This is a genomic window from Deinococcus indicus (genome assembly GCF_002198095.1).
Taxonomy (GTDB): domain Bacteria; phylum Deinococcota; class Deinococci; order Deinococcales; family Deinococcaceae; genus Deinococcus; species Deinococcus caeni.
Genome location: NZ_NHMK01000011.1, coordinates 167007 through 185337 on the forward strand (window position 1 = coordinate 167007; position 18331 = coordinate 185337).

An 18331-nucleotide genomic window follows, 5' to 3' on the forward strand; every position below is an offset into this window, starting at 1 on the left:
TTTCGCGTATGAGGGCTCGCTACCAGCGTTCCCCCAGTGGTGAGAACAGAAGAAAGCCTCCCGTACTGGGAGGCTCACTGATTCACGGACGCTTCGGGATTACGCCTCGATGTAGTCCTCGACGGGCGGGCAGCTGCACACGAAGTTTCTGTCGCCGTAGACGTTGTCCACTCTATTCACGCTGGGCCAGTATTTCCACTGCTTTTGCGTTTGGGTGGGGTAGGCGGCGGTTTCGCGGCTGTACGCGCGGTTCCAGTCCATGTCGATCAGGTCGGCCTGGGTGTGGGGCGCGTGCTTCAGCGGGCTGTCGGCGGCGGTGATCAGTTCGTCCTGCACATCCTGAATCTCGCGGCGGATGCCGAGCATCGCCTGGATGAACCGGTCGAGTTCCGCTTTGGGTTCGCTCTCGGTCGGTTCGATCATCAGCGTGCCGGGGACGGGGAAGCTCATGGTGGGGGCGTGGAAGCCGTAGTCCATGAGGCGCTTGGCGACGTCCTCCTCACTGATCCCGCTGGCGGCCTTGAGGGGGCGCAGGTCGATGATGCACTCGTGCGCCACGCGGTCGTTGCGGCCGGTGTACAGGACCGGGAACGCGCCTTTCAGGTGGTGGGCGATGTAGTTGGCGTTCAGCAGGGCGACCTGCGTGGCGACTTTCAGGCCGCGCGCGCCGAGCAGGCGGATGTACAGGTAGCTGATGGGGAGGATGCTGGCGCTGCCGTACGGCGCGGCGCTGACGGCCCCCGTGCTGCTCTCGCTGGTGGGGCGCACGGCGTGGTTGGGGAGGAACGGGGCGAGGTGCGCCTTGACGCCGATGGGGCCCATGCCGGGGCCGCCGCCGCCGTGGGGGATGGCGAAGGTCTTGTGCAGGTTCAGGTGGCTGACGTCACTGCCGATCAGGCCGGGTTTGGTCAGGCCGACCTGGGCGTTCATGTTCGCGCCGTCCAGGTACACCTGCCCGCCGTGCTGGTGGATCAGCTCGCACGCTTCCATGACCCTTTCCTCGTACACGCCGTGCGTGCTGGGGTACGTGATCATCAGCGCGCCCAGGTTCTCGCTGTGCTTCTCCGCCTGGGCTTTCAGGTCGTCCATGTCGATGTTGCCGTCCGCGTCGGTCTTCACGACGACGACCTGCATGCCCATCATGGCCGCACTCGCGGGGTTCGTGCCGTGCGCGGATGCGGGAATCAGGCAGATGTTCCGGTGCGCCTCGCCGCGGCTCTCGTGGTACTTGCGGATGACCAGCAGGCCCGCGTACTCGCCCTGCGCGCCGCTGTTCGGCTGGAGGCTCACGGCGTCGTACCCGGTGATGTCCGCCAGCCACGCCTCCAGTTCCGCCAGCATCTCCGCGTACCCCTCGGTCTGGTCGGCGGGCGCGAAGGGGTGCAGCCCCCCGAACTCGGGCCACGTCACGGGAATCATTTCCGTGGTGGCGTTCAGTTTCATGGTGCAGCTGCCCAGCGGGATCATGCCGTGCGTCAGGCTGTAATCCTTGTTCTCCAGGGACTTCAGGTACCGCAGCATGCCGTGCTCGCTGTGATGCGTGTTGAACACCGGGTGCGAGAGGTAGTCACTGGTGCGCTTCAGGTCGGCAGGAATGCCGTCCACGGCCTGCGCGTCCAGCGCCAGCACGTCGGCGGCACTGCCCGTGATGACCTCGATGATGTCGGCAAGGTCGGCCACGGTGACCGTCTCGTCCAGGCTGACGCTGACGCGGCCTTCCTCGTAGCGGAGGTTGATGCCCTTGCCCTCGGCGCGGGCGCGGATGGCGGCGCTGTCCCCGTCGAAGGTGACGGTGTCGAAGAAGCGGCGGCTGACGTTCAGGCCCGCGTCACCCAGCGCGGCGGCCAGAATCCCCGTCATCCGCTGTACACGCTCGGCAATCGTGCGGATGCCTTCGGGGCCGTGGTAGACGGCGTACGCGGCGGCCATGTTCGCCAGCAGCGCCTGCGCGGTGCAGATGTTGCTGGTGGCCTTCTCGCGGCGGATGTGCTGCTCGCGCGTCTGCATCGCCATCCGCAGCGCGGGGCGGCCCTTGACGTCCTTGCTCACGCCGATCACGCGGCCGGGCATGGAGCGCTGGAAGTCGCTGCGGCACGCCAGGAACGCCGCGTGCGGCCCGCCGAAGCCCATCGGCACGCCGAAGCGCTGCGCGCTGCCGATGACGATGTCCGCGCCCATCTCGCCCACGGGTTTCACGAGGGCGCTGGCGAGCAGGTCGGTCGCGGCGATCAGCAGCCCGCCGCTGGCGTGCACACGCTCGGCGATGGGGGAGAGGTCGTGCAGGTCGCCGTACGTGCCGGGCGTCTGCACGAGCGCCGCGAAGGTGCCCTCGGGCAGTTCGGCGTCGGCGGGTCCGGTGACGATCTCGAACCCGAAGTACTCCGCGCGGGTGCGGATCACGTCGATGGTCTGCGGGTGCACGTCCTGCGCGACGTACAGCGTGTTGCCCTTGCTCTTGCCGGCCCGCTTGGCCAACGTCATGGCCTCGGCGGCGGCGGTCGCCTCGTCCAGCAGCGACGCGTTGCAGACGGGCATGGCGGTCAGGTCCATGATCGCCTGCTGGAAGTTCAGCAGCATCTCCAGACGACCCTGGCTGATCTCCGCCTGGTACGGCGTGTACGCCGTGTACCAGCCGGGGTTCTCCAGCATGTTCCGCAGGATCACGCCCGGCGTGTGCGTCCCGCTGTACCCCATGCCGATGTAACTGCGGAACACCCGGTTCTTCGTCGCGACCGCCTTCAGGTCGGCCAGCGCCTGCGCTTCCGTGACCGGGCCGCCCACGTTCAGGTCCCCCTCAAAGCGGATGCTCTCGGGCAGGGTCGTGTCGCTCAGCTCATCCAGGCTACCCACGCCCAGCTCCGCGAGCATGGCGGCCTGTTCGGCCTCGGTCGGGCCGACGTGACGGTCGAGGAAATCAGCGGTCTGAAGCAGATCAGTCAGGGAACGGGTCATGGAGTACTCCTGGGGGTGGGGCGGTGAAGCGGGTCACACGCCCCCTCACCCCGGCCCTCTCCCACAGGGGGAGAGGGAGAAAAAGAATGTTGAACCCCCCTCTCCCCCTGTGGGAGAGGGGCTGGGGGTGAGGGGGCCACCGAGTGGCGCTCCCGGTCACCCGTCAAGGTCAGTTGTTCGCGGCTTCGTACGCGGCGGCGTCCATCAGGTCGCCCTCGCCGGTCACGTCGAGTTTGAACAGCCAGCCGCCCTCGTAGGGGCCGCTGTTCACCAGTTCGGGCGTGCCGCTCAGGGCGTCGTTCACGGCCACGATGGTGCCACTGGCCGGGGCGTAGATGTCGCTGGCGGTCTTGACACTCTCGACGACGGCGACGGTCTCGCCGGCGGTCACGACGCGGCCCACTTCGGGCAGTTCGACGTACACGACGTCGCCCAGCTGGTCCTGCGCGAAGTCGGTGATGCCGACGGTGCCGTCAGCGGCGAGCCATTCGTGCGAGGCGGCGTACTTCAGTTCGGTGGGGGTGTTCGTCATGGTCGTATTCTCCGGGTTTCGGGGGTGGGGGGTGTGTGCGCGCCTACGTGGGGGGCGGGTCAGCGTTTGTAGAAGGGCAGCGCGACGCGGGTGGCGGGGTGGTCCTTGCCGCGCACCTCGACGTCGAACACGTCGGCTCCGGCGTGCTGGGCGTTCACGAGGGCCATGGCGATGGGGTGCCCGAAGGTGGGGCTGCTCGTGCCGCTGGTGACGTGGCCGACGACCTCGCCGCCGACCTTGACGGGGTAGCCCTCGCGCACCGGCACGCGGTCCAGTTTCAGGCCGATCAGGGTCTGGGTGGGGGCCGTGCGGATGTGCTCGTGGCCGACGTGGGTCTTCTCCTTCACTACCCAGCTGTACGTGCTGCTCAGCGGGTGAATGGTGTCGCTGAATTCGTGCCCGTACAGCGGGAAGCCCGCTTCGAGGCGCAGGGTGTCGCGGGCGCCCAGTCCGGCGGGCGTCAGGCCGATGGCCAGGAGTTTGTCCCAGATCGTTTCGGCCTCGCTGGCGTCCGTGAACACCTCGAAGCCGTCCTCGCCGGTGTACCCGGTGCGGGCCAGCATCACGTCGAAGCCGAACAGTCTGGCGGGGAAGAAAGCGTTCTTCTTCTTGCTGCTCAGGTCGGTGTCGGTGTGGGGTTGCAGCAGGCTCTCGGTCTGGGGGCCCTGCACGGCGAGCAGGCCCCAGCGGTCGCTCTCGTCGGTCAGGGTGACGTCGAACCCCTCGGCATGGCGTTGCAGGTGCGCCCAGTCCTTGGCGATGTTGCTGGCGTTCACGACCGTCAGGTACTCGTCTGGCGCGACCATGTAGATGTAGATGTCGTCCACCAGCCCGCCCGAGACGCCGGGCAGCCAGTTGTACTGCGCGCGGCCGGGTTTCAGTTTGCTGACGTCGTTGGTGGTGACGTGTTGCAGGAAGGCCAGTGCGCCCGGCCCCTGCACGCGGAATTCGCCCATGTGGGACACGTCGAACACGCCCGCCGCGTTGCGCACGGCGTCGTGTTCGGCTTTCACGCCCGCGTACTGTACGGGCATGTCCCACCCGCCGAAGGGCACCATTCGGGCTCCGGCGCGCAGGTGCGCGGCATGCAGGGGCGTCCGCTTCAGCGGCTCGGTGGGGGACTGGTTCACACCTGAAACTGTAGCCGAGCAGCCCCCGGTGCGTCCAAGCCGGCTGGACGCCTGCCGGGTGTACGCTGGAGCATGACGACCGGAAAAAAGAGCGTTCCACAGGGTGAAAAACCGGCCCGGTCCACTCGGGCAGCCAGCCCGTCCCCTGCCTCCCGGAGGCCCGCCCCGTGACTCCCTCGCATTTGCTGGCGCTGCGGCCCCCGCCGGACATCGAGGCCCGCGTCGTGGCGTTCCGCGAGGCCCACGGCGTGCGCGACGCGGCGGCGGTCCCGCACGTCACCGTGAAGGCCCGCAGCGGTCTGGACGACGACCTGCGCTGGCTGGAGCTGATCCCGGCGGTCGCGGCGGCGACCCCGCCCGTCCCGGCCGAACTGCTCGCGCCGCGCGTGTTCCCGAACGGCAGCGCCCTGTACCTGCCCGCCCGCAGCCCTGGCGCCGTGCAGCTGCACCTCGCGCTGCTGGATGCCCTGCGCCCCGCGCGCCGCTTCGGGTACGAGGGGCCGCACATGACTCCGCACCTCACGCTGACCATCGGGCGGCGGGACGTGACCCTGGACGCCCTGCTGGACGCCGCGCGGCAGGCGTTCCCACACCCGCCCACCTTCACCGCCACCGAACTCGTGTGGATGCGCAAACCCGGACCCGGCGGCGCCTACCGGCCCGTGCAGAGCTGGCCGCTGGGCGGCGCGGCCGCCACGTAGAGTGGCGGGCATGCCGACCCTCGCGCAGCTCCGGGAACTCCAGGCCATCGCGCAGGAGGGCCTGACCTACTCCCGCGATCCTTTCGACCTGACCCGCTTCGCGCGCCTGCGGGACCTGACCGCCGAACTGCTGGCCGAGCAGACCGGGCAAGCGCCCGCCACCGTCACTGGACTGCTGCGGGCAGAGGAGGGCTACCTGACGCCGAAGGTGGACGTGCGTGCGGTCGTGCTGAACGCGGCGGGCGAGGTCCTGCTGACCCGCGAGCGCAGCGACGGCGCCTGGAGCCTCCCCGGCGGGTGGGCCGACCCCGGCGAGAGCCCCACCCAGATCGCCGTGCGCGAGGTGTTCGAGGAAACTGGGCGCACGGTACGCGCCGCGCGCCTGCTGGCCGTGATGGACAAGGCGCAGCACCCGCACCCGCCGGACCTGTGGGCGGTGTACAAGCTGTTCGTGCAGTGCGACCTGACCGGCGCCGGAGGCGCGGCCCACGCGGAGAACCTGGAGACGCTGGACAGCGCCTTCTTTCCCGTGGACGCCCTGCCACCCCTGAGTTTGCCCCGCAACCTGCCGGATCAGGTGCGGCGCGTGGTGGCGCTGGCCCGCGACCCGCACAGCGCCGTGTCCTGCGACTGATACGGGTTCCGTTTGTTTCGCCGACAATCCGGGACTTCACCGGATTGCCAGCTCCACGTCCGGAACCCGTTTCTCTCCCACTCGCTTCGCTCGGATTGAACGGGCTTTCCAACCCATTCAATCGGAGTCCGTATGAACAGCGGTGGACCTGTACGCGCCCGTACCGACACGGTGGGCAGGGTGCGGTTCACTGCCGTCATGAACACCCTGATCATCGGAGCGACCGGCGGGATCGGTGCGGCCACGGCCCGCGTCCTGGCCGCGCAGGGCGACACCCTGACCCTCAGCGGGCGGAACGAGGCGACCCTGACCGCCCTGGCCGCCGAACTGGGCGCCGCCCACCACGCCGCCGACGTGGGCTACGAGAGTCACGTCCGGGCGCTGCTGGAGGGCGTGCCGCCGCTGGACACGCTGGTGTACGCGGCGGGCGCCGCCCTGCCGGAACCGCTGAAGGACGCCGACCCCGGCCATGTCCGCGCCGTGTGGAACGCCAACTACTTCGGGGCGCTGTGGGTGCTCAAGCACGGGCTGGGCCGCCTGAACGCGGGCGGGCGCGTGTACCTGATCGGCGCGCGGCCCGAACTGGTCACGGCGCGCGGCTTCAGCCAGTACGCCGCCAGCAAGGCCGCCCTGGCCCGCGCTGCCGAGATCGCCCGCCTGGAGCACCGGGGCGTGGGGGTCACGCTGGTCCTGCCGCCCGCCGTGGACACCGCCCTGTGGGCGCAGGTGGGCCGCGCGCCGAAAGGAGCGGTCGCACCGGACGTGGTCGCCCGCGCCATCGCCACGCACCGCGCCGCCGACCCCACCCCGGAACTCAGGGTGGACTGACCACCCCGCCCACCGCGCACGCACCCGCCTCGCTCAGCAGCCACGCCACCGGGCAGTCGTGCGGGTCGGCTGGCAGGCGCGGCACGATCAGCGCGCCCTGGATAACGCCCACCGTCACGCCCCGGAATGCGGGCAGCAGCCGGTCGTAGAACCCGCCCCCGTACCCCAGCCGCACGCCCGACCGGTCGAACGCCAGCCCCGGCAGCAGGATCGCGTCCACGGTGTCCAGCGGCACCTGCGGCGCGTCCTGCGGCGGTTGCAGCGCCCCGAAACGACTGACCTCCGTCGCCGTCGCCCAGGGATGCAACGTGAGCCTCGGCTCGGGGCGGAAGCGGGCGCGGGGAGCCAGCAACTCGAACTCGCCATGCAACGCCGACACGTCCGGCTCTCCCGGCAACGCCCGGTACGCCAGCACCCGCCGCGCCCCCACCGCACGCAGCAGCGTCCGCGCCTGCCCCGCCACCCCATCCGACACGTCCGGCAGGGCGGCCCGCACCTCCCGAGCCCACGCCCGCCAGCGGGCCTTGTCGTTCAAATCGGCAGGCAAGGCGGGTCGGGTCACGCCCGCCATTGTGCGCCGCCCCGCCCGGCCCGCACAACGCCGGACGCCCCCACCACACAGGGCAGGGGCGACCGGCGGAACCAGCTACGCCGCTGGATTACTGCGCGGCGAGTTTCAGGGCCAGGGAGCTGAGCTTGACGCCGCTCAGCTTGCCCTTCATGGTGGCCTTCCCGCTGGACAGGTCCACGGTGTACAGGTTCGTATCGTTGTTCGACACGCTGCTCAGGTACGCGCTGTTGGCACCGGCGATGTCGAAGCCGGTCGTGCCCACCATGACATTCACGCCAAGGGCGCCAACGGTCTGAAGGGTGTTGAACTGGGGTGCCCCGATGGCGGGGTGGGCGACCAGAATGTCAAGGTCGGCGTCAAGGGTGAACAGGGCCGTCGTGGCGGGGGCAGCCTTGCCGGTGTCGTTGAACGAGTTGGTGTAAGCAGCGGCCACGAGGTTGGGGCTCTTGCCGGCATTGAGGTCGCCCGTGGGGTAGGGAGCGAACGTGCCGTCAGGAGTGGTGTTGGTGCTGGCCAGCGTATGGCGGAAGTTCGTGTCGTTCGTGCCGACCACACGCAGACGGTTGGCCACCGGGTTGAAGTCGGCAGCAACGACCATGGCGCCTGCAAGCGCGATGGTGCTGTCCTGCGTGGCCGCACCATTCTCGGTGCTGATCTTGTAGATCTTGCCGCTGGCGGTCATGCCGTACAGCATCCCGTCGGTGTTGCGCACGTCCAGATCCACCAGGGTGTCCGTGCCCAGGCCCGTGATGCTCTGCTTCACGTAGCTGGCGTCGGCGTTATCCATGCCAAAGGTCACGAGCTGTTTGCCGTCGCTGCTCAGGCCGTAGGCGAGCTGGCCGGTCGGCGCGGCGGGCGTGCGGTTCATGTTGCAGGAGGCGAGGGCGACGGTCGAGATCAGGGTCAGCAGGGCAACTTTCTTCATGGTGGTTCCTCCGGGAAGGGGGGGTACGGGCGGGGGCGCCGCGCGGACCTGGGCGGTGGTTGATCGGACGGACAGAACGGCAGTGACGCTCTGGTAAGCGTATATGCGGGGAGTGCCCGACTGGATCACGGGTCACGTTCACGCGAACTTGGCCGAACTGTCATGAACGGGCGCCGGGTGGCGGGACGGGCGGCCTGCCCGGCTGCGGCGCGCCGCGCTATGCTGCTCAGCCCGCCCATGCTGATCGAGTCCCTGACCCACCCCACCCCCGAAGCCCTGCTGGCGTTCCTGCGCGCTCACCTGCACGCCCGCGTGACCCTGCACCTGGCTGGTGAGGTCGAGGTGCTGTACGCGGGCCGCGCGACCAGCATGGCCGAGGCCGGGGACCGCCTGCTGCTGCTCAAGCCGGACGGGTCGTTGCAGGTTCACGGGCCCAGGGGCGTGAAACCCGTGAACTGGCAGCCGCGCACCGATCACCTGTCGGCCGAACTGGACGGCGGCTGCGTGGTCCTGCACGCCGAGAGGCGCAGCCCGGCCGAGGTCGTGCGGGTCCGCGTGATCGGCTGCGCGCAGGTCACGGCGCTGCAACTGGGTGACGAGGCGCTGTTCCTGCTTCAGGGCAGCGAGGCGCAGATGCAGGCGGCGCTGGCCCGCACGCCCGAGCTGATCGAACCGGGCCTGACGGTCCTGAACCGCGAACTGCTGGTGGGGGTGGGTGGGATCGACCTGTACGCCCGCGACAGCCAGGGGCGGTTCGTGGTGGTGGAACTCAAGCGCGGCAAGGCCGGGCACGAGGCGGTGCATCAGCTGGCCCGCTACGTGCAGGCCGTGCGCGAACAGGTGCCCGGCCCCGTGCGCGGCGTCCTGGCCGCCCCGGACATCACCGTGCCGGCCCTGAAGGTCGCGCAGGCGTCCGGCCTGGAATACGTGAAAGTCGAGGCGCTCCCCCAGGTGCCCGAGGAAGCGCTCCAACCCACGCTGTTCTGATGGACGTGTGGGACGTGGGAACACTCAACCCCACAATCCACAGGCCCCTTATCCCACTTCTTTGGGGCCTTTCAGGCCGGTCTTCCCTTCGCGTGCGTGCAGGACGGCGGCCACGTCGGCGGGAGAGACGCCGACCTCGGCCATGGCGAACAGGGTGTGGAACAGCAGGTCGGCGACCTCGGTGGCCAGTTCGGCGCGGTCGGCGTTCTTCGCGGCCAGCAGGACCTCGCCGCTTTCCTCGCTGATCTTCTTCAGCACGCGGTCCAGGCCGCCGGCGTGCAGGCGGGCCACGTAGCTGTTCTCGGGCAGGGTGGCCAGCCGCTCGGTGATGGTGGCGTACACGCGGTCCAGCGTGCCGTCCAGTCCGGCCTGGGGGGCGTCGCCGGTCAGCAGGGGCTGGTGGTAGCAGGAGTACGCGCCGGTGTGGCAGGCGGGGCCGGTCTGCTCGACGCGGTACAGCAGGCTGTCGGCGTCGCAGTCGGTCTGCACGTCCACGATCCGCTGGGTGTGGCCGCTGGTGGCGCCCTTGACCCACTGCTCCTGCCGGGAGCGGCTGTAGTAGGTGGCCTCGCGGGTGTCCAGGGTGCGGGCCACGGCGGCGCGGTCAGCCCAGGCCTGCATCAGGACGGCGCCGCTGCGGGCGTCCTGCGTCACGACCGGGATCAGGCCGGTCTGGGCGTCGAAGTTCAGGGAATCCAGGGAGATGGGGGGTGTCATGTCACGGCCCTCCGGAGGCCAGGGTGGGGTGGGGGCGGGTTCAGGGGCGGTGCGTGTCGTGCCAGTCGGGCCGCACGGGCAGCCCCTCGCCCTTCAGGTACGTCTTGACCTGCGGGACGGTCAGCTCTCCGAAATGGAAGACGCTGGCCGCGAGCGCCGCGTCGGCCCAGCCGCCGTCCTCACCGCCGCGCAGCACGTCCCGGAAATCCTCGAGTTTCCCGGCGCCGCCGGACGCGATCACGGGAATGTCCAGCGCGCGGGCCACGGTGCGGGTCGCCTCAAGGTCGAAGCCGGCGCGGGTGCCGTCGGCGTCCATGATGTTCAGGCAGATCTCGCCCGCGCCGAGCGTCTGGCCGCGCACCGCCCACTCGATCAGGTCCAGGCCGGTGTCCACGCGGCCGCCGGCGCGGTACACGTTCCAGCCGCCGCCGGGGCGGCGTTTGGCGTCGATGCTCAGCATCACGCACTGCGCGCCGTGGTGGTCGCTGGCCTCGCGGATCAGGTCGGGGCGGGTCAATGCGCCGCTGTTCACGCTGATCTTGTCCGCGCCGGCCAGCAGCAGCTGCCGGAAATCACTCAGGGCGTTCACGCCGCCCCCGACGGTCAGGGGCATCATGACCTGTTCGGCGACCCTGGCGGCGACGTCCAGCATCAGGCTGCGGCCTTCAAACGTGGCGGTGATGTCGTAGAACACCAGTTCGTCGGCCTGCTGCGCCTCGTACGCCTGGGCCAGCACCAGCGGGTCCCCGGCGTCGCGGTGGTCCTCGAAAAACCGGACGTTCTTCACCACGCGGCCGTTCTGCACGTCCAGGCAGGGAATGATGCGCTTGGTCAACATGGGGGCAAGTCTACGCGGTCACGGCGCAGTCCGACCGTGACCGCGTCATACGAGGCCCGTGCGGATGGCCGTCCGGTCCCGCCGTGACATCCAACAATATTAAACCGACTTTAGAAAGCCCTCATGCAACCTGCTAAGCTGATGGTCACCAGCGGCACGAGGCCGCCGGACGTCACCGCAAGCACGACGGCAGCCACCCCTGGGGGAACCGTGAACATCCGCAGGATTCTGATCATCGACGACAACCCGAACGACGTGGAACTCGCCCTGACCGCCCTGGCCGACGCACCCGCCGGCAGTCCCGGCCACGAGGTCAGTGTCGCGTCCGGCGGGCCCGAAGCGATCGAATGGCTGCGCGTCGCCCGGACGACCGGCACCCTGCCCGACCTGATCCTGCTCGACCTGAAGATGCCCCACATGGACGGCATCGCGGTCCTCGACGTGATCCGCGCCGACCCCGGCCTGCGCGGCATTCCGGTCGTCATGCTCACCACCAGCGGCGAGGGGCGCGACATCAGCGAATCCTACGCGCACGGCGCGAGCGCCTACGTCATCAAACCCATGGACTTCACGCAGTTCCGGGACGCCATGCAGACCATCCAGGCCTTCTGGACCACCCTGAACCGCCCCCCCAGCCTCAACGGCTGAACCGGTCCCCGCCGCCGGGGCGACCCTCAAGAACGGCGCAAGACCTGCCGCTCCCCACCGCGCCCCGCTGGCCGCTACCCTGGCAGGCATGCGCGTGTACATCGGCTGCGGCGGCTACAGCAACGACGACTGGACGGCACCCGGCCTGATCTACGAGGGAGTCCGCAAGGACGACTACCTCGCCACGTACGCCCAGCACTTCGACGCCGCCGAACTGAACAGCTCCTTCTACGCCATTCCCGGCCTGAAAGCCTTCGCGGGCATGGCCCGCCGGAGCGGCGGCCGGGTGCGGTTCACCGTGAAACTCCACCGGGTCTTCACGCACGACCGCGCCCCCACCGACGCCGACTTCGACCGCATGCTCCAGAGCCCCGAACCGCTGCGCGAGGCGGGCGTCATGGGGCCCTACCTCGCGCAGTTCCCGTTCTCGTTTCACCGCACGCCCGCCAACCGCCGCTACCTGGGGCAGCTGACCGAACGCTTCGCCGGGCACGAACTGGCCGTCGAGATGCGCCACGAGGGCTGGGACCTGCCCGAAGTCCGCGAGGGCATGGCCGAGCGCGGCCTGATCTGGGTCAGTCCCGACTACCCGCCCGCCGGCGGCCTGCCCGAACCGCAACTGCACGTCACGGGCGACGTGGGCTACCTGCGCCTGCACGGCCGCAACGCCGGCAGCTGGTGGGAAGGGCAGAGCGCCGCCGAACGCCACGACTACCGCTACAGCCGCGCCGAGATGGACGAATGGGCGCAGAAGATCGCCCTGGCCGCCCCGGACCTGAGCGAACTGTACGTGCTGTTCGAGAACACCACCAAGGGGCACGCGCTGCACAACATCCCCCAGCTGCGCGAGGCCCTGAACGCCCACGGCGTGCCCGTACAGACCCCCGACCCCGGCCCGGAACAGGGCCGCCTGCTCTGAGCGTGACTGCCTGGGCCAGACATGAAAAACCCCCACCGGAGTGGGGGTTCTGTCTGGCTCGGCAGGTTGGGGTCGAACCAACGACCGTCCGATTAACAGTCGGATGCTCTGCCACTGAGCTACTGCCGAATACCTGTGGCGGGCCGTTTCCGGCGCGAGAGGGATAGTAGCACGCACCCCCATGCCGCGCAAGTCCTCCGGGCGAGTGGCCCGCACCTGTCCAGACACCCGGCGCGGCGGGGGCGCCACTGGCTGCCGTTCAGGCCTGCGCGCCGCCCGGCATGATGGTGTCCGGCGTCACGCCCAGCCGGTCCAGTGCCGCCTGCCAGCGTTCCCCGGCGGGCACGTCCCACAGCAGCGCCGGGGTGTCCTGCTCCACCCACACCCAGCTGCCCTCGCGGGCTTCCTCGGTCAGCTGGCCCGCGCCCCACCCGGCGTACCCGAGCACCAGCATGAACCGCTGCCCCGACGCCATCACAGCCCGCAGCACGTCCAGGCTGCTGGAGACGTTCAGGTCCGGCGTCAGGCGCATCTCGCCGTCCAGGCCTACGGGTTGCGGGTACAGGCACCACCCCAGCGTCGGGTCCACCGGGCCGCCCAGCCAGGCAGGGTCGGGCTGTCCCGGCGTGTCGGGCAGCAGGTCAGTGACACTCTGGGTCATGGGGGCGTTCACGATCAGTCCCATCGCGCCTTTCGTGTCGTGTTCCAGCAGCAGGATCACGGCCTGTTCGAAGATCCCGCCGCGCAGGTGCGGGCTCGCCACGAGAAAAGTCAGTGGACCGCTCATCACCCGGCAGGATACCGCGCGGTGCCGGGGCGCCGCCCGGAACAGGACAACCCCCACCGCGCCGGGGAGGGCGGGTGGGGGCAGGGGAGGGGATGCGGAGGGTCAGGCGCGGGCGTCAGGGCTGCGGCGGGCGCTCTTGCGCTTGGCCGGTGCGGGCGCGGTGGGAGCGCTGCCGTCGCGGGGCGTTTCGAGGGCCTTCAGGCCGCCCACGAGGGCCACGTCGAGCACCTGATCGACCGTCTCGCAGGGGTGGAAGCGCATGCTGCTGCGCAGGTGCACCGGGATGTCGCGCAGGTCGCTCTCGTTCGCCCTGGGCATGATGATGTGCTTGATGCCGGCGCGGCGGGCACCCAGCACCTTCTCTTTCAGGCCGCCGATGGGCAGGTAGCGGCCGGTCAGGGTCATCTCGCCGGTCATGGCGACGTCGTGGCGGGCGGGAATGCCGGTCAGGGCGCTGATGAGGCTGGTGACCATGGCGCCCCCGGCGCTGGGGCCTTCCTTGGGGATCGCGCCGGCCGGGACGTGAATGTGGATCTCGCTGTCGTCGATGCGGGCCTTGTCGATGTGGAAGCGTTCGGCGTTCGCCTTGATGTACGTCAGGGCGGCGCGGGCCGATTCCTTCATCACGTCACCGAGCTGCCCGGTCAGGACCAGACCCTTGCCGGGGCTGATGCTGGTCTCCACGAACAGGATGTCGCCGCCGACCGGGGTGTAGAACATGCCGGTGCTGACGCCCACGGTGTCCTCCTTGCCCTCGGTTTCCGGGGTGTGGCGGGCCTGCCCCAGGTACCGGTCGAGTTCCTTGTCGGTGACCTTCACGCGTTTGACCTCGCCGGTGGCGATGCGGCGGGCGACCTTGCGGGCGACCGTGCCGATCTCGCGTTCCAGGTTGCGCACGCCGGCTTCGCGGGTGTAGTGGCTGATCAGTTTCTCCAGTGCGGCGTCCGTGAACGCGATCTGGTTGGCTTTCAGGCCGTTCTGGGTCAGCTGGCGGGGCAGCAGGTAGCGTTTGGCGATCTCCAGTTTCTCCTGCTCGATGTAGCTGGAGAAGTCGATGACTTCCATGCGGTCCATCAGGGCCGGGGGGATCTGCTCGGGGTAGTTGGCGGTGGCGATGAACATGACCTCGCTCAGGTCGAAGGGCACGCCCATGTAGTGGTCGGTGAAGTGCTGGTTCTGCGCGGGGTCCAGCACTTCCAGCAGTGCGGCGCTGGGGTCGCCCTGGTAGCCACTGCCGAGCTTGTCGACCTCGTCGAGCAGGATCACGGGGTTCTTGGTGCCGGCGGTGCGGATGCCCTGGATCAGGCGGCCGGGCATCGCGCCGATGTACGTGCGGCGGTGACCGCGGATGTCGCTCTCGTCACGCGCGCCGCCCAGGGCGATGCGCACGTACTTGCGGCCCAGCGCCTTGGCGATGCTCTGCGCGATGGAGGTCTTGCCGACGCCGGGAGGGCCGGTGAACACCAGGATGGGTCCCTTGTTGACGTCCTCGGCGCTCAGTTCGCCGCGCGCGGCGCGTTCCTTGCGCAGGCGGCGCACCGCCAGGAATTCCAGCACGCGGTCCTTGACCTTTTCCAGGCCGTAGTGGTCGTCGTCCAGGATGGCGGCGGCGGCGGCCACGTCCAGCTGGTCCTCGCTGCGGTCGTTCCAGGGCAGTTCGGTGATCCAGGTCAGGTAGGTGCGGATCACGCTGGCCTCGGCGGCGTCGGGGTGCATGCGGGCCAGTCGGTTGACCTCGCGGTCGATTTCCTTCTTGACCTCGGCCTTCAGGTTCAGCGCCTCGATCTTGGCGCGGAACTGTTCGGCCTCGTCGCCGTCCTCGCCGTCCTCGCCGCCCTGGAGTTCCTTCTGGATGACCTTCATCTGCTCGCGCAGGTAGTACTCGCGCTGGTTCTTGTCGATCTCTTCTTTCACCTGCGCGCGGATCTTGGCCTGCACTTCCTGCACTTCCTTCTCGGTGTCGAGCAGGGTCAGCAGTTTGCGGATGCGGGCGGTCAGGCTGGGCAGTTCCAGCAGCGCCTGCTTGTCCTCCAGCTTGAAGTCCAGGTTGAAGGCGATGTGGTCGGCCATCTCGCCGATGTCTTCCTTGTTGCCGATGCTCTGCACGTTCTCGGCCGTGATCTTGCCGCCCGAGGCGATGGTGTCGAAGCGGTCGCGCAGTTCGCGGCTCAGGGCCTGCAGTTCGACCGGGTCACCCTGTTCGGGGGTCAGCAGCGTGATGTCGGCGCTCAGGTGGTCGCCGCGCGTGTAGTTGCTGGCGCGCACGCGGGCCACGGCGGACACGAGCATCTGCACGGTGCCGTCCGGGTTCTTGCGGACACGCAGGACGTTGCAGGCGGTGCCGACGTCGTACAGGTCGCTGCCCTTGGGATCGTCGATGTCCTTGTCCTTCTGCGAGACGATCAGGATGACCTTGTCGCTGGCCATGGCCGCCTCGATCGCGCCGATGGAGATGGCGCGGCTGGCGTCAATGTGCTGGACCATGGTGGGGTAGATGACGCTGCCACGGACGGGGCAGACGGGGACGTTGCTGGGCAGGGTGTGGGTTTCGGTGGGCATGCGGAACTCCTTTGGCCCGGTCGGGTCTGGCTGAGATGCGGGGTTCCTGGCTTGCTCGATACCAAGAAACTTGAGTGCCACTATATCAAGTTAGGGGGGTTGCGGCAAGCGCGCCGCGCCCCTCCGCCGAACGGCCTATTCCCTGTGCTTCACGCTGAAATCCTACGCCCGCAAGCCTGACACAACCCTCACGGGAACCTGACGAGGCGTTCACACAGGCGCCCCCCCTCCGGCCACCGGACACACCGGGAGGCACCCCACCCGCGCGGACGGGGCCCACGCGCCGGGTGCCGTTATGCTGCGCTCCATGGCACGCCTGCGCTGGCGCATATCCCACCGTCCGCCCCTCCCCACCGGCTGCGCGCTGTTCCTGACCGGCGACCACCGCGCCTGGAGCAGCGACCCCGCCGGCTGGATCTTCGACTCCGCCGGAGAACTGACCAGCGAACACCCGCACGGCACCCTGCTGAGCGTCAAGGTCCGCGCCCGCCACCCGGACGGCACCGTCACCGAGGAAGGCGACCCCTGGGGAGGCCGCGCCGCCCCCCACCGGCACGTCGTGACCGGCGACGCCATCCTCGACCTGCACGTCGCCGGGTGGCAGGACGCCAGCGAGGGCCGTGGCCGCCCCGCCCGCAGCGCCCCACCGCGCGAGGAAACCGCGCTGGAGGCCCCCTGGGGAGAACAACCCGTGCGCCTGTGGTGGCCCGCCGGGCACGACGGCCCACTGCCGCTGCTGATCCTGCACGACGGCCAGAACGCCTTCGACGAGGCCCCCACCTTCGCCGGGGAGAGCTGGGACGCCGCCGGGGCCGCGCAGGCCCTCGCAGACGCCGGCCACCCGGTGCGCATCGCCGCGCTGCCCGTGAACCACGGCCGCAACCGCCGCTACGTGCCGTTCCCCTTCGAACTGAACGGCCATGACAGCGGCGCGGACGAGTACGCCGACTGGCTCAAAGGCACCCTGCTGCCGCACCTGCACGCCCGCTTCGGCCCCGTGCCCGCGCAGGACACCGCGCTGGCCGGCTCCAGTTTCGGCGGCCTGATCACCGCCTACGCCGGCCTGCGCGACCCCGGCACGTACGGCACGCTGGGCGTGTTCAGTCCCGCCGTGTGGCCCGCCGATCACGCCTTCCTGCGCTGGATGACCGGGCGCGGTGACCCGCACGCGCGCGTGTGGGTGGACATGGGCGACCACGAGGGGGGCACCCTGACCGCCTCACGGGACCTCGTGACCTGCACCCGCGACCTCACCGCACAGCTCGCCCCGCAGGTCCGCGAGGCGCGCTTCAGCGTCGGCGCAGGCCACTGGCACGACGAACCTGCGTGGCGCGAACGCCTGCCCGCCTTCCTGCGCTGGTGGCGAGGGGGCTGATCAGCGCAGCAGGTCGCCCGCGATGATGATCTTCTGGATCTCGCTGGTGCCCTCGTAGATGCGCAGCAGGCGCTGGTCGCGGTAGTAGCGTTCGACGGGGCTGTCTTTCATGTAGCCCATGCCGCCCGCGACCTGCACGGCCCGGTCGGCCACCTGCGAGAGCGCCTCGGTGGCGTGGTACTTGGCGACACTGGCCATGCGGCGCACGTCCTGGCCCTCGTCGACCATCCACGCGACTTTCTGCCACAGCACGCGGCTGGTCTGCACGGCGATTTCCATCTCGGCCAGCATGAACTGCACGGCCTGGAACTGCGCGATGGGCTTCCCGAACTGCTCGCGGGCCTTGGCGTGCGCCACCGAGAGGTCCAGCAGGCGCTGCATGGCGCCGGTGCTGCGCGCGGCGATGCCGACGCGGCCGTTCGTGAGGATGCCCAGCGCCTCGCGGTAGCCCAGGTGTTCGGGGCCCAGCAGGTTCGCGGCCGGGATCTCGGCGTCCTGGAAGATGACCTCGGCGCTCAGGGCGCCCTTCTGGCCCATCTTCTCGTCGATCTTGCCGATGCTCACGCCGGGCGTGGTCTGCGGTTCGACCAGGAAGGCGCTCATGCCCCTGGTGCCCTGGGCGGGGTCGGTGACGGCGATGACGGTCAGCAGGCCCGCGATGGGCGCGTTGCTGATGTAGTGCTTGGTGCCGTTCAGGACGTACACGTCGCCGCGTTTCTCGGCGCGGGTGCGGATGTTCGCGGCGTCGCTGCCCGAACTGGGTTCCGTGATGGCGAAGCCCGCGACGCACTCGCCGGTCGCCATGCGCGGCAGGAAGCGGGCCTTCTGCTCAGGGGTGCCCAGTTTCACGAGGCCGCTGGTGCCGATGCTGGCGTGCGCGCTGATCACGCCGCCGAAGCCCATGTGGCCCATGCCGAGCGCCTCGTACGCGGCGCAGCGGCCCAGGGCGCCCAGGCCCACCCCGCCGTACTCCTCGGGGATGCTCAGGCCGAACAGGCCCAGGGAGGCCGCCTCGCGCAGCAGTTCCGGGGGCACGCTGTTGCTCTCCTCGATCTCGTGCGCGCGGGGTTCCACGCGCGACAGCATGAAATCACGGACGGTCGCCTGCACCTCGCGCAGGTCCTCTGGCAGATTGAAATTCATGTGCTCCCACACTACCGCTCCGGGCGGGTGGGGTGCGGCGCAGATCACAGGCCGGAGCGCCGGAACCTGTCAGAATACTTACAGT

17 protein-coding genes and 1 tRNA gene are annotated in these 18331 nt (G+C 69.7%); 7 read left to right on the plus strand and 11 right to left on the minus strand.

Translation table 11 applies throughout. From position 1 onward, the window contains the following. Positions 1 to 99: 99 nt before the first annotated feature. From gcvP to gcvT, 3 genes are all read right to left on the minus strand, one after another. Positions 100 to 2952 (minus strand): aminomethyl-transferring glycine dehydrogenase, encoded by a 2853-nt coding sequence (gene gcvP, locus CBQ26_RS08910; RefSeq protein WP_088248278.1) that lies wholly within the window; start codon positions 2950 to 2952, stop codon positions 100 to 102. A gap of 169 nt (positions 2953 to 3121) precedes the next feature. Next, entirely contained in the window at positions 3122 to 3484 is a 363-nt protein-coding gene (gene gcvH, locus CBQ26_RS08915; protein WP_088248279.1) for a glycine cleavage system protein GcvH, read from the minus strand. Positions 3485 to 3543: 59 nt separating this feature from the next. Then, positions 3544 to 4614: a glycine cleavage system aminomethyltransferase GcvT gene (gene gcvT / locus CBQ26_RS08920; RefSeq protein WP_088248280.1), complete on the minus strand. Its 1071-nt coding sequence runs from the start codon at positions 4612 to 4614 to the stop codon at positions 3544 to 3546. Between the two features lie 167 nt (positions 4615 to 4781). Here gcvT and CBQ26_RS08925 point away from each other — a divergent pair, with 167 nt between their 5' ends. The 3 genes from CBQ26_RS08925 (at position 4782) to CBQ26_RS08935 (ending at position 6777) form a co-directional block, all read left to right on the plus strand. Then, positions 4782 to 5315: a 2'-5' RNA ligase family protein gene (locus CBQ26_RS08925; RefSeq protein ID WP_088248281.1), complete on the plus strand. Its 534-nt coding sequence runs from the start codon at positions 4782 to 4784 to the stop codon at positions 5313 to 5315. Between the two features lie 10 nt (positions 5316 to 5325). Beyond that, a complete protein-coding gene (locus CBQ26_RS08930) occupies positions 5326 to 5949 on the plus strand; it encodes an NUDIX hydrolase (protein ID WP_088248282.1) in 624 nt (207 codons plus the stop codon). Between the two features lie 198 nt (positions 5950 to 6147). Continuing rightward, the gene (locus tag CBQ26_RS08935) at positions 6148 to 6777 is read left to right on the plus strand and encodes an SDR family NAD(P)-dependent oxidoreductase (protein WP_088248283.1); all 630 of its coding nucleotides are present in this window, start codon (positions 6148 to 6150) and stop codon (positions 6775 to 6777) included. Here CBQ26_RS08935 and CBQ26_RS08940 read toward each other — a convergent pair. Beyond that, complete coding sequence (locus CBQ26_RS08940; protein WP_244898009.1) at positions 6764 to 7339, minus strand: 5-formyltetrahydrofolate cyclo-ligase; 576 nt, start codon at positions 7337 to 7339, stop codon at positions 6764 to 6766. The two genes, CBQ26_RS08935 and CBQ26_RS08940, sit on opposite strands and share 14 nt — an antisense overlap. Positions 7340 to 7436: 97 nt before the next feature. Beyond that, complete coding sequence (locus tag CBQ26_RS08945) at positions 7437 to 8273, minus strand: DUF4394 domain-containing protein (RefSeq protein ID WP_088248285.1); 837 nt, start codon at positions 8271 to 8273, stop codon at positions 7437 to 7439. 237 nt (positions 8274 to 8510) lie between these two features. Here CBQ26_RS08945 and nucS point away from each other — a divergent pair, with 237 nt between their 5' ends. Beyond that, a complete protein-coding gene (gene nucS / locus CBQ26_RS08950; RefSeq protein ID WP_088248286.1) occupies positions 8511 to 9260 on the plus strand; it encodes an endonuclease NucS in 750 nt (249 codons plus the stop codon). Between the two features lie 48 nt (positions 9261 to 9308). On the opposite strand, the gene hisIE is transcribed toward nucS, so the two are convergent. Together hisIE and hisF are read right to left on the minus strand one after the other, a co-directional pair. Further along, a complete protein-coding gene (hisIE, locus tag CBQ26_RS08955) occupies positions 9309 to 9977 on the minus strand; it encodes a bifunctional phosphoribosyl-AMP cyclohydrolase/phosphoribosyl-ATP diphosphatase HisIE (protein ID WP_088248287.1) in 669 nt (222 codons plus the stop codon). Between the two features lie 40 nt (positions 9978 to 10017). Then, positions 10018 to 10815, minus strand: a complete 798-nt coding sequence (hisF, locus tag CBQ26_RS08960) for an imidazole glycerol phosphate synthase subunit HisF (RefSeq protein WP_088248288.1) — start codon at positions 10813 to 10815, stop codon at positions 10018 to 10020. Between the two features lie 210 nt (positions 10816 to 11025). Here hisF and CBQ26_RS08965 point away from each other — a divergent pair, with 210 nt between their 5' ends. Further along, positions 11026 to 11463: a response regulator gene (locus tag CBQ26_RS08965; RefSeq protein WP_055363722.1), complete on the plus strand. Its 438-nt coding sequence runs from the start codon at positions 11026 to 11028 to the stop codon at positions 11461 to 11463. Between the two features lie 88 nt (positions 11464 to 11551). Then, entirely contained in the window at positions 11552 to 12382 is an 831-nt protein-coding gene (locus tag CBQ26_RS08970; protein WP_088248289.1) for a DUF72 domain-containing protein, read from the plus strand. A gap of 54 nt (positions 12383 to 12436) precedes the next feature. On the opposite strand, the gene CBQ26_RS08975 is transcribed toward CBQ26_RS08970, so the two are convergent. The 3 genes from CBQ26_RS08975 to lon form a co-directional block, all read right to left on the minus strand. Further along, positions 12437 to 12511, minus strand: a tRNA-Asn gene (locus CBQ26_RS08975). A gap of 130 nt (positions 12512 to 12641) precedes the next feature. Beyond that, complete coding sequence (locus tag CBQ26_RS08980; RefSeq protein WP_088248290.1) at positions 12642 to 13169, minus strand: YqgE/AlgH family protein; 528 nt, start codon at positions 13167 to 13169, stop codon at positions 12642 to 12644. 102 nt (positions 13170 to 13271) lie between these two features. Beyond that, positions 13272 to 15728, minus strand: a complete 2457-nt coding sequence (gene lon, locus CBQ26_RS08985) for an endopeptidase La (protein WP_088248291.1) — start codon at positions 15726 to 15728, stop codon at positions 13272 to 13274. Positions 15729 to 16035: 307 nt separating this feature from the next. Here lon and CBQ26_RS08990 point away from each other — a divergent pair, with 307 nt between their 5' ends. Further along, positions 16036 to 17103 (plus strand): alpha/beta hydrolase, encoded by a 1068-nt coding sequence (locus CBQ26_RS08990; protein ID WP_088248292.1) that lies wholly within the window; start codon positions 16036 to 16038, stop codon positions 17101 to 17103. Here CBQ26_RS08990 and CBQ26_RS08995 read toward each other — a convergent pair whose 3' ends face one another. Next, positions 17104 to 18246 (minus strand): acyl-CoA dehydrogenase family protein, encoded by a 1143-nt coding sequence (locus CBQ26_RS08995; RefSeq protein ID WP_088248293.1) that lies wholly within the window; start codon positions 18244 to 18246, stop codon positions 17104 to 17106. Positions 18247 to 18331 lie beyond the last annotated feature (85 nt).

Excerpts from the sequence above, each read along its gene's own strand:
- gcvP (WP_088248278.1), bottom strand. The coding sequence starts at position 2,952 with ATGACCCGTTCCCTGACTGATCTGCTTCAGACCGCTGATTTCCTCGAC.
- gcvH (WP_088248279.1), bottom strand. The coding sequence starts at position 3,484 with ATGACGAACACCCCCACCGAACTGAAGTACGCCGCCTCGCACGAATGG.
- CBQ26_RS08930 (WP_088248282.1), top strand. The coding sequence starts at position 5,326 with ATGCCGACCCTCGCGCAGCTCCGGGAACTCCAGGCCATCGCGCAGGAG.
- CBQ26_RS08935 (WP_088248283.1), top strand. The coding sequence starts at position 6,148 with ATGAACACCCTGATCATCGGAGCGACCGGCGGGATCGGTGCGGCCACG.
- CBQ26_RS08945 (WP_088248285.1), bottom strand. The coding sequence starts at position 8,273 with ATGAAGAAAGTTGCCCTGCTGACCCTGATCTCGACCGTCGCCCTCGCC.
- nucS (WP_088248286.1), top strand. The coding sequence starts at position 8,511 with ATGCTGATCGAGTCCCTGACCCACCCCACCCCCGAAGCCCTGCTGGCG.
- hisIE (WP_088248287.1), bottom strand. The coding sequence starts at position 9,977 with ATGACACCCCCCATCTCCCTGGATTCCCTGAACTTCGACGCCCAGACC.
- hisF (WP_088248288.1), bottom strand. The coding sequence starts at position 10,815 with ATGTTGACCAAGCGCATCATTCCCTGCCTGGACGTGCAGAACGGCCGC.
- CBQ26_RS08970 (WP_088248289.1), top strand. The coding sequence starts at position 11,552 with ATGCGCGTGTACATCGGCTGCGGCGGCTACAGCAACGACGACTGGACG.
- CBQ26_RS08980 (WP_088248290.1), bottom strand. The coding sequence starts at position 13,169 with ATGAGCGGTCCACTGACTTTTCTCGTGGCGAGCCCGCACCTGCGCGGC.
- lon (WP_088248291.1), bottom strand. The coding sequence starts at position 15,728 with ATGCCCACCGAAACCCACACCCTGCCCAGCAACGTCCCCGTCTGCCCC.
- CBQ26_RS08990 (WP_088248292.1), top strand. The coding sequence starts at position 16,036 with ATGGCACGCCTGCGCTGGCGCATATCCCACCGTCCGCCCCTCCCCACC.
- CBQ26_RS08995 (WP_088248293.1), bottom strand. The coding sequence starts at position 18,246 with ATGAATTTCAATCTGCCAGAGGACCTGCGCGAGGTGCAGGCGACCGTC.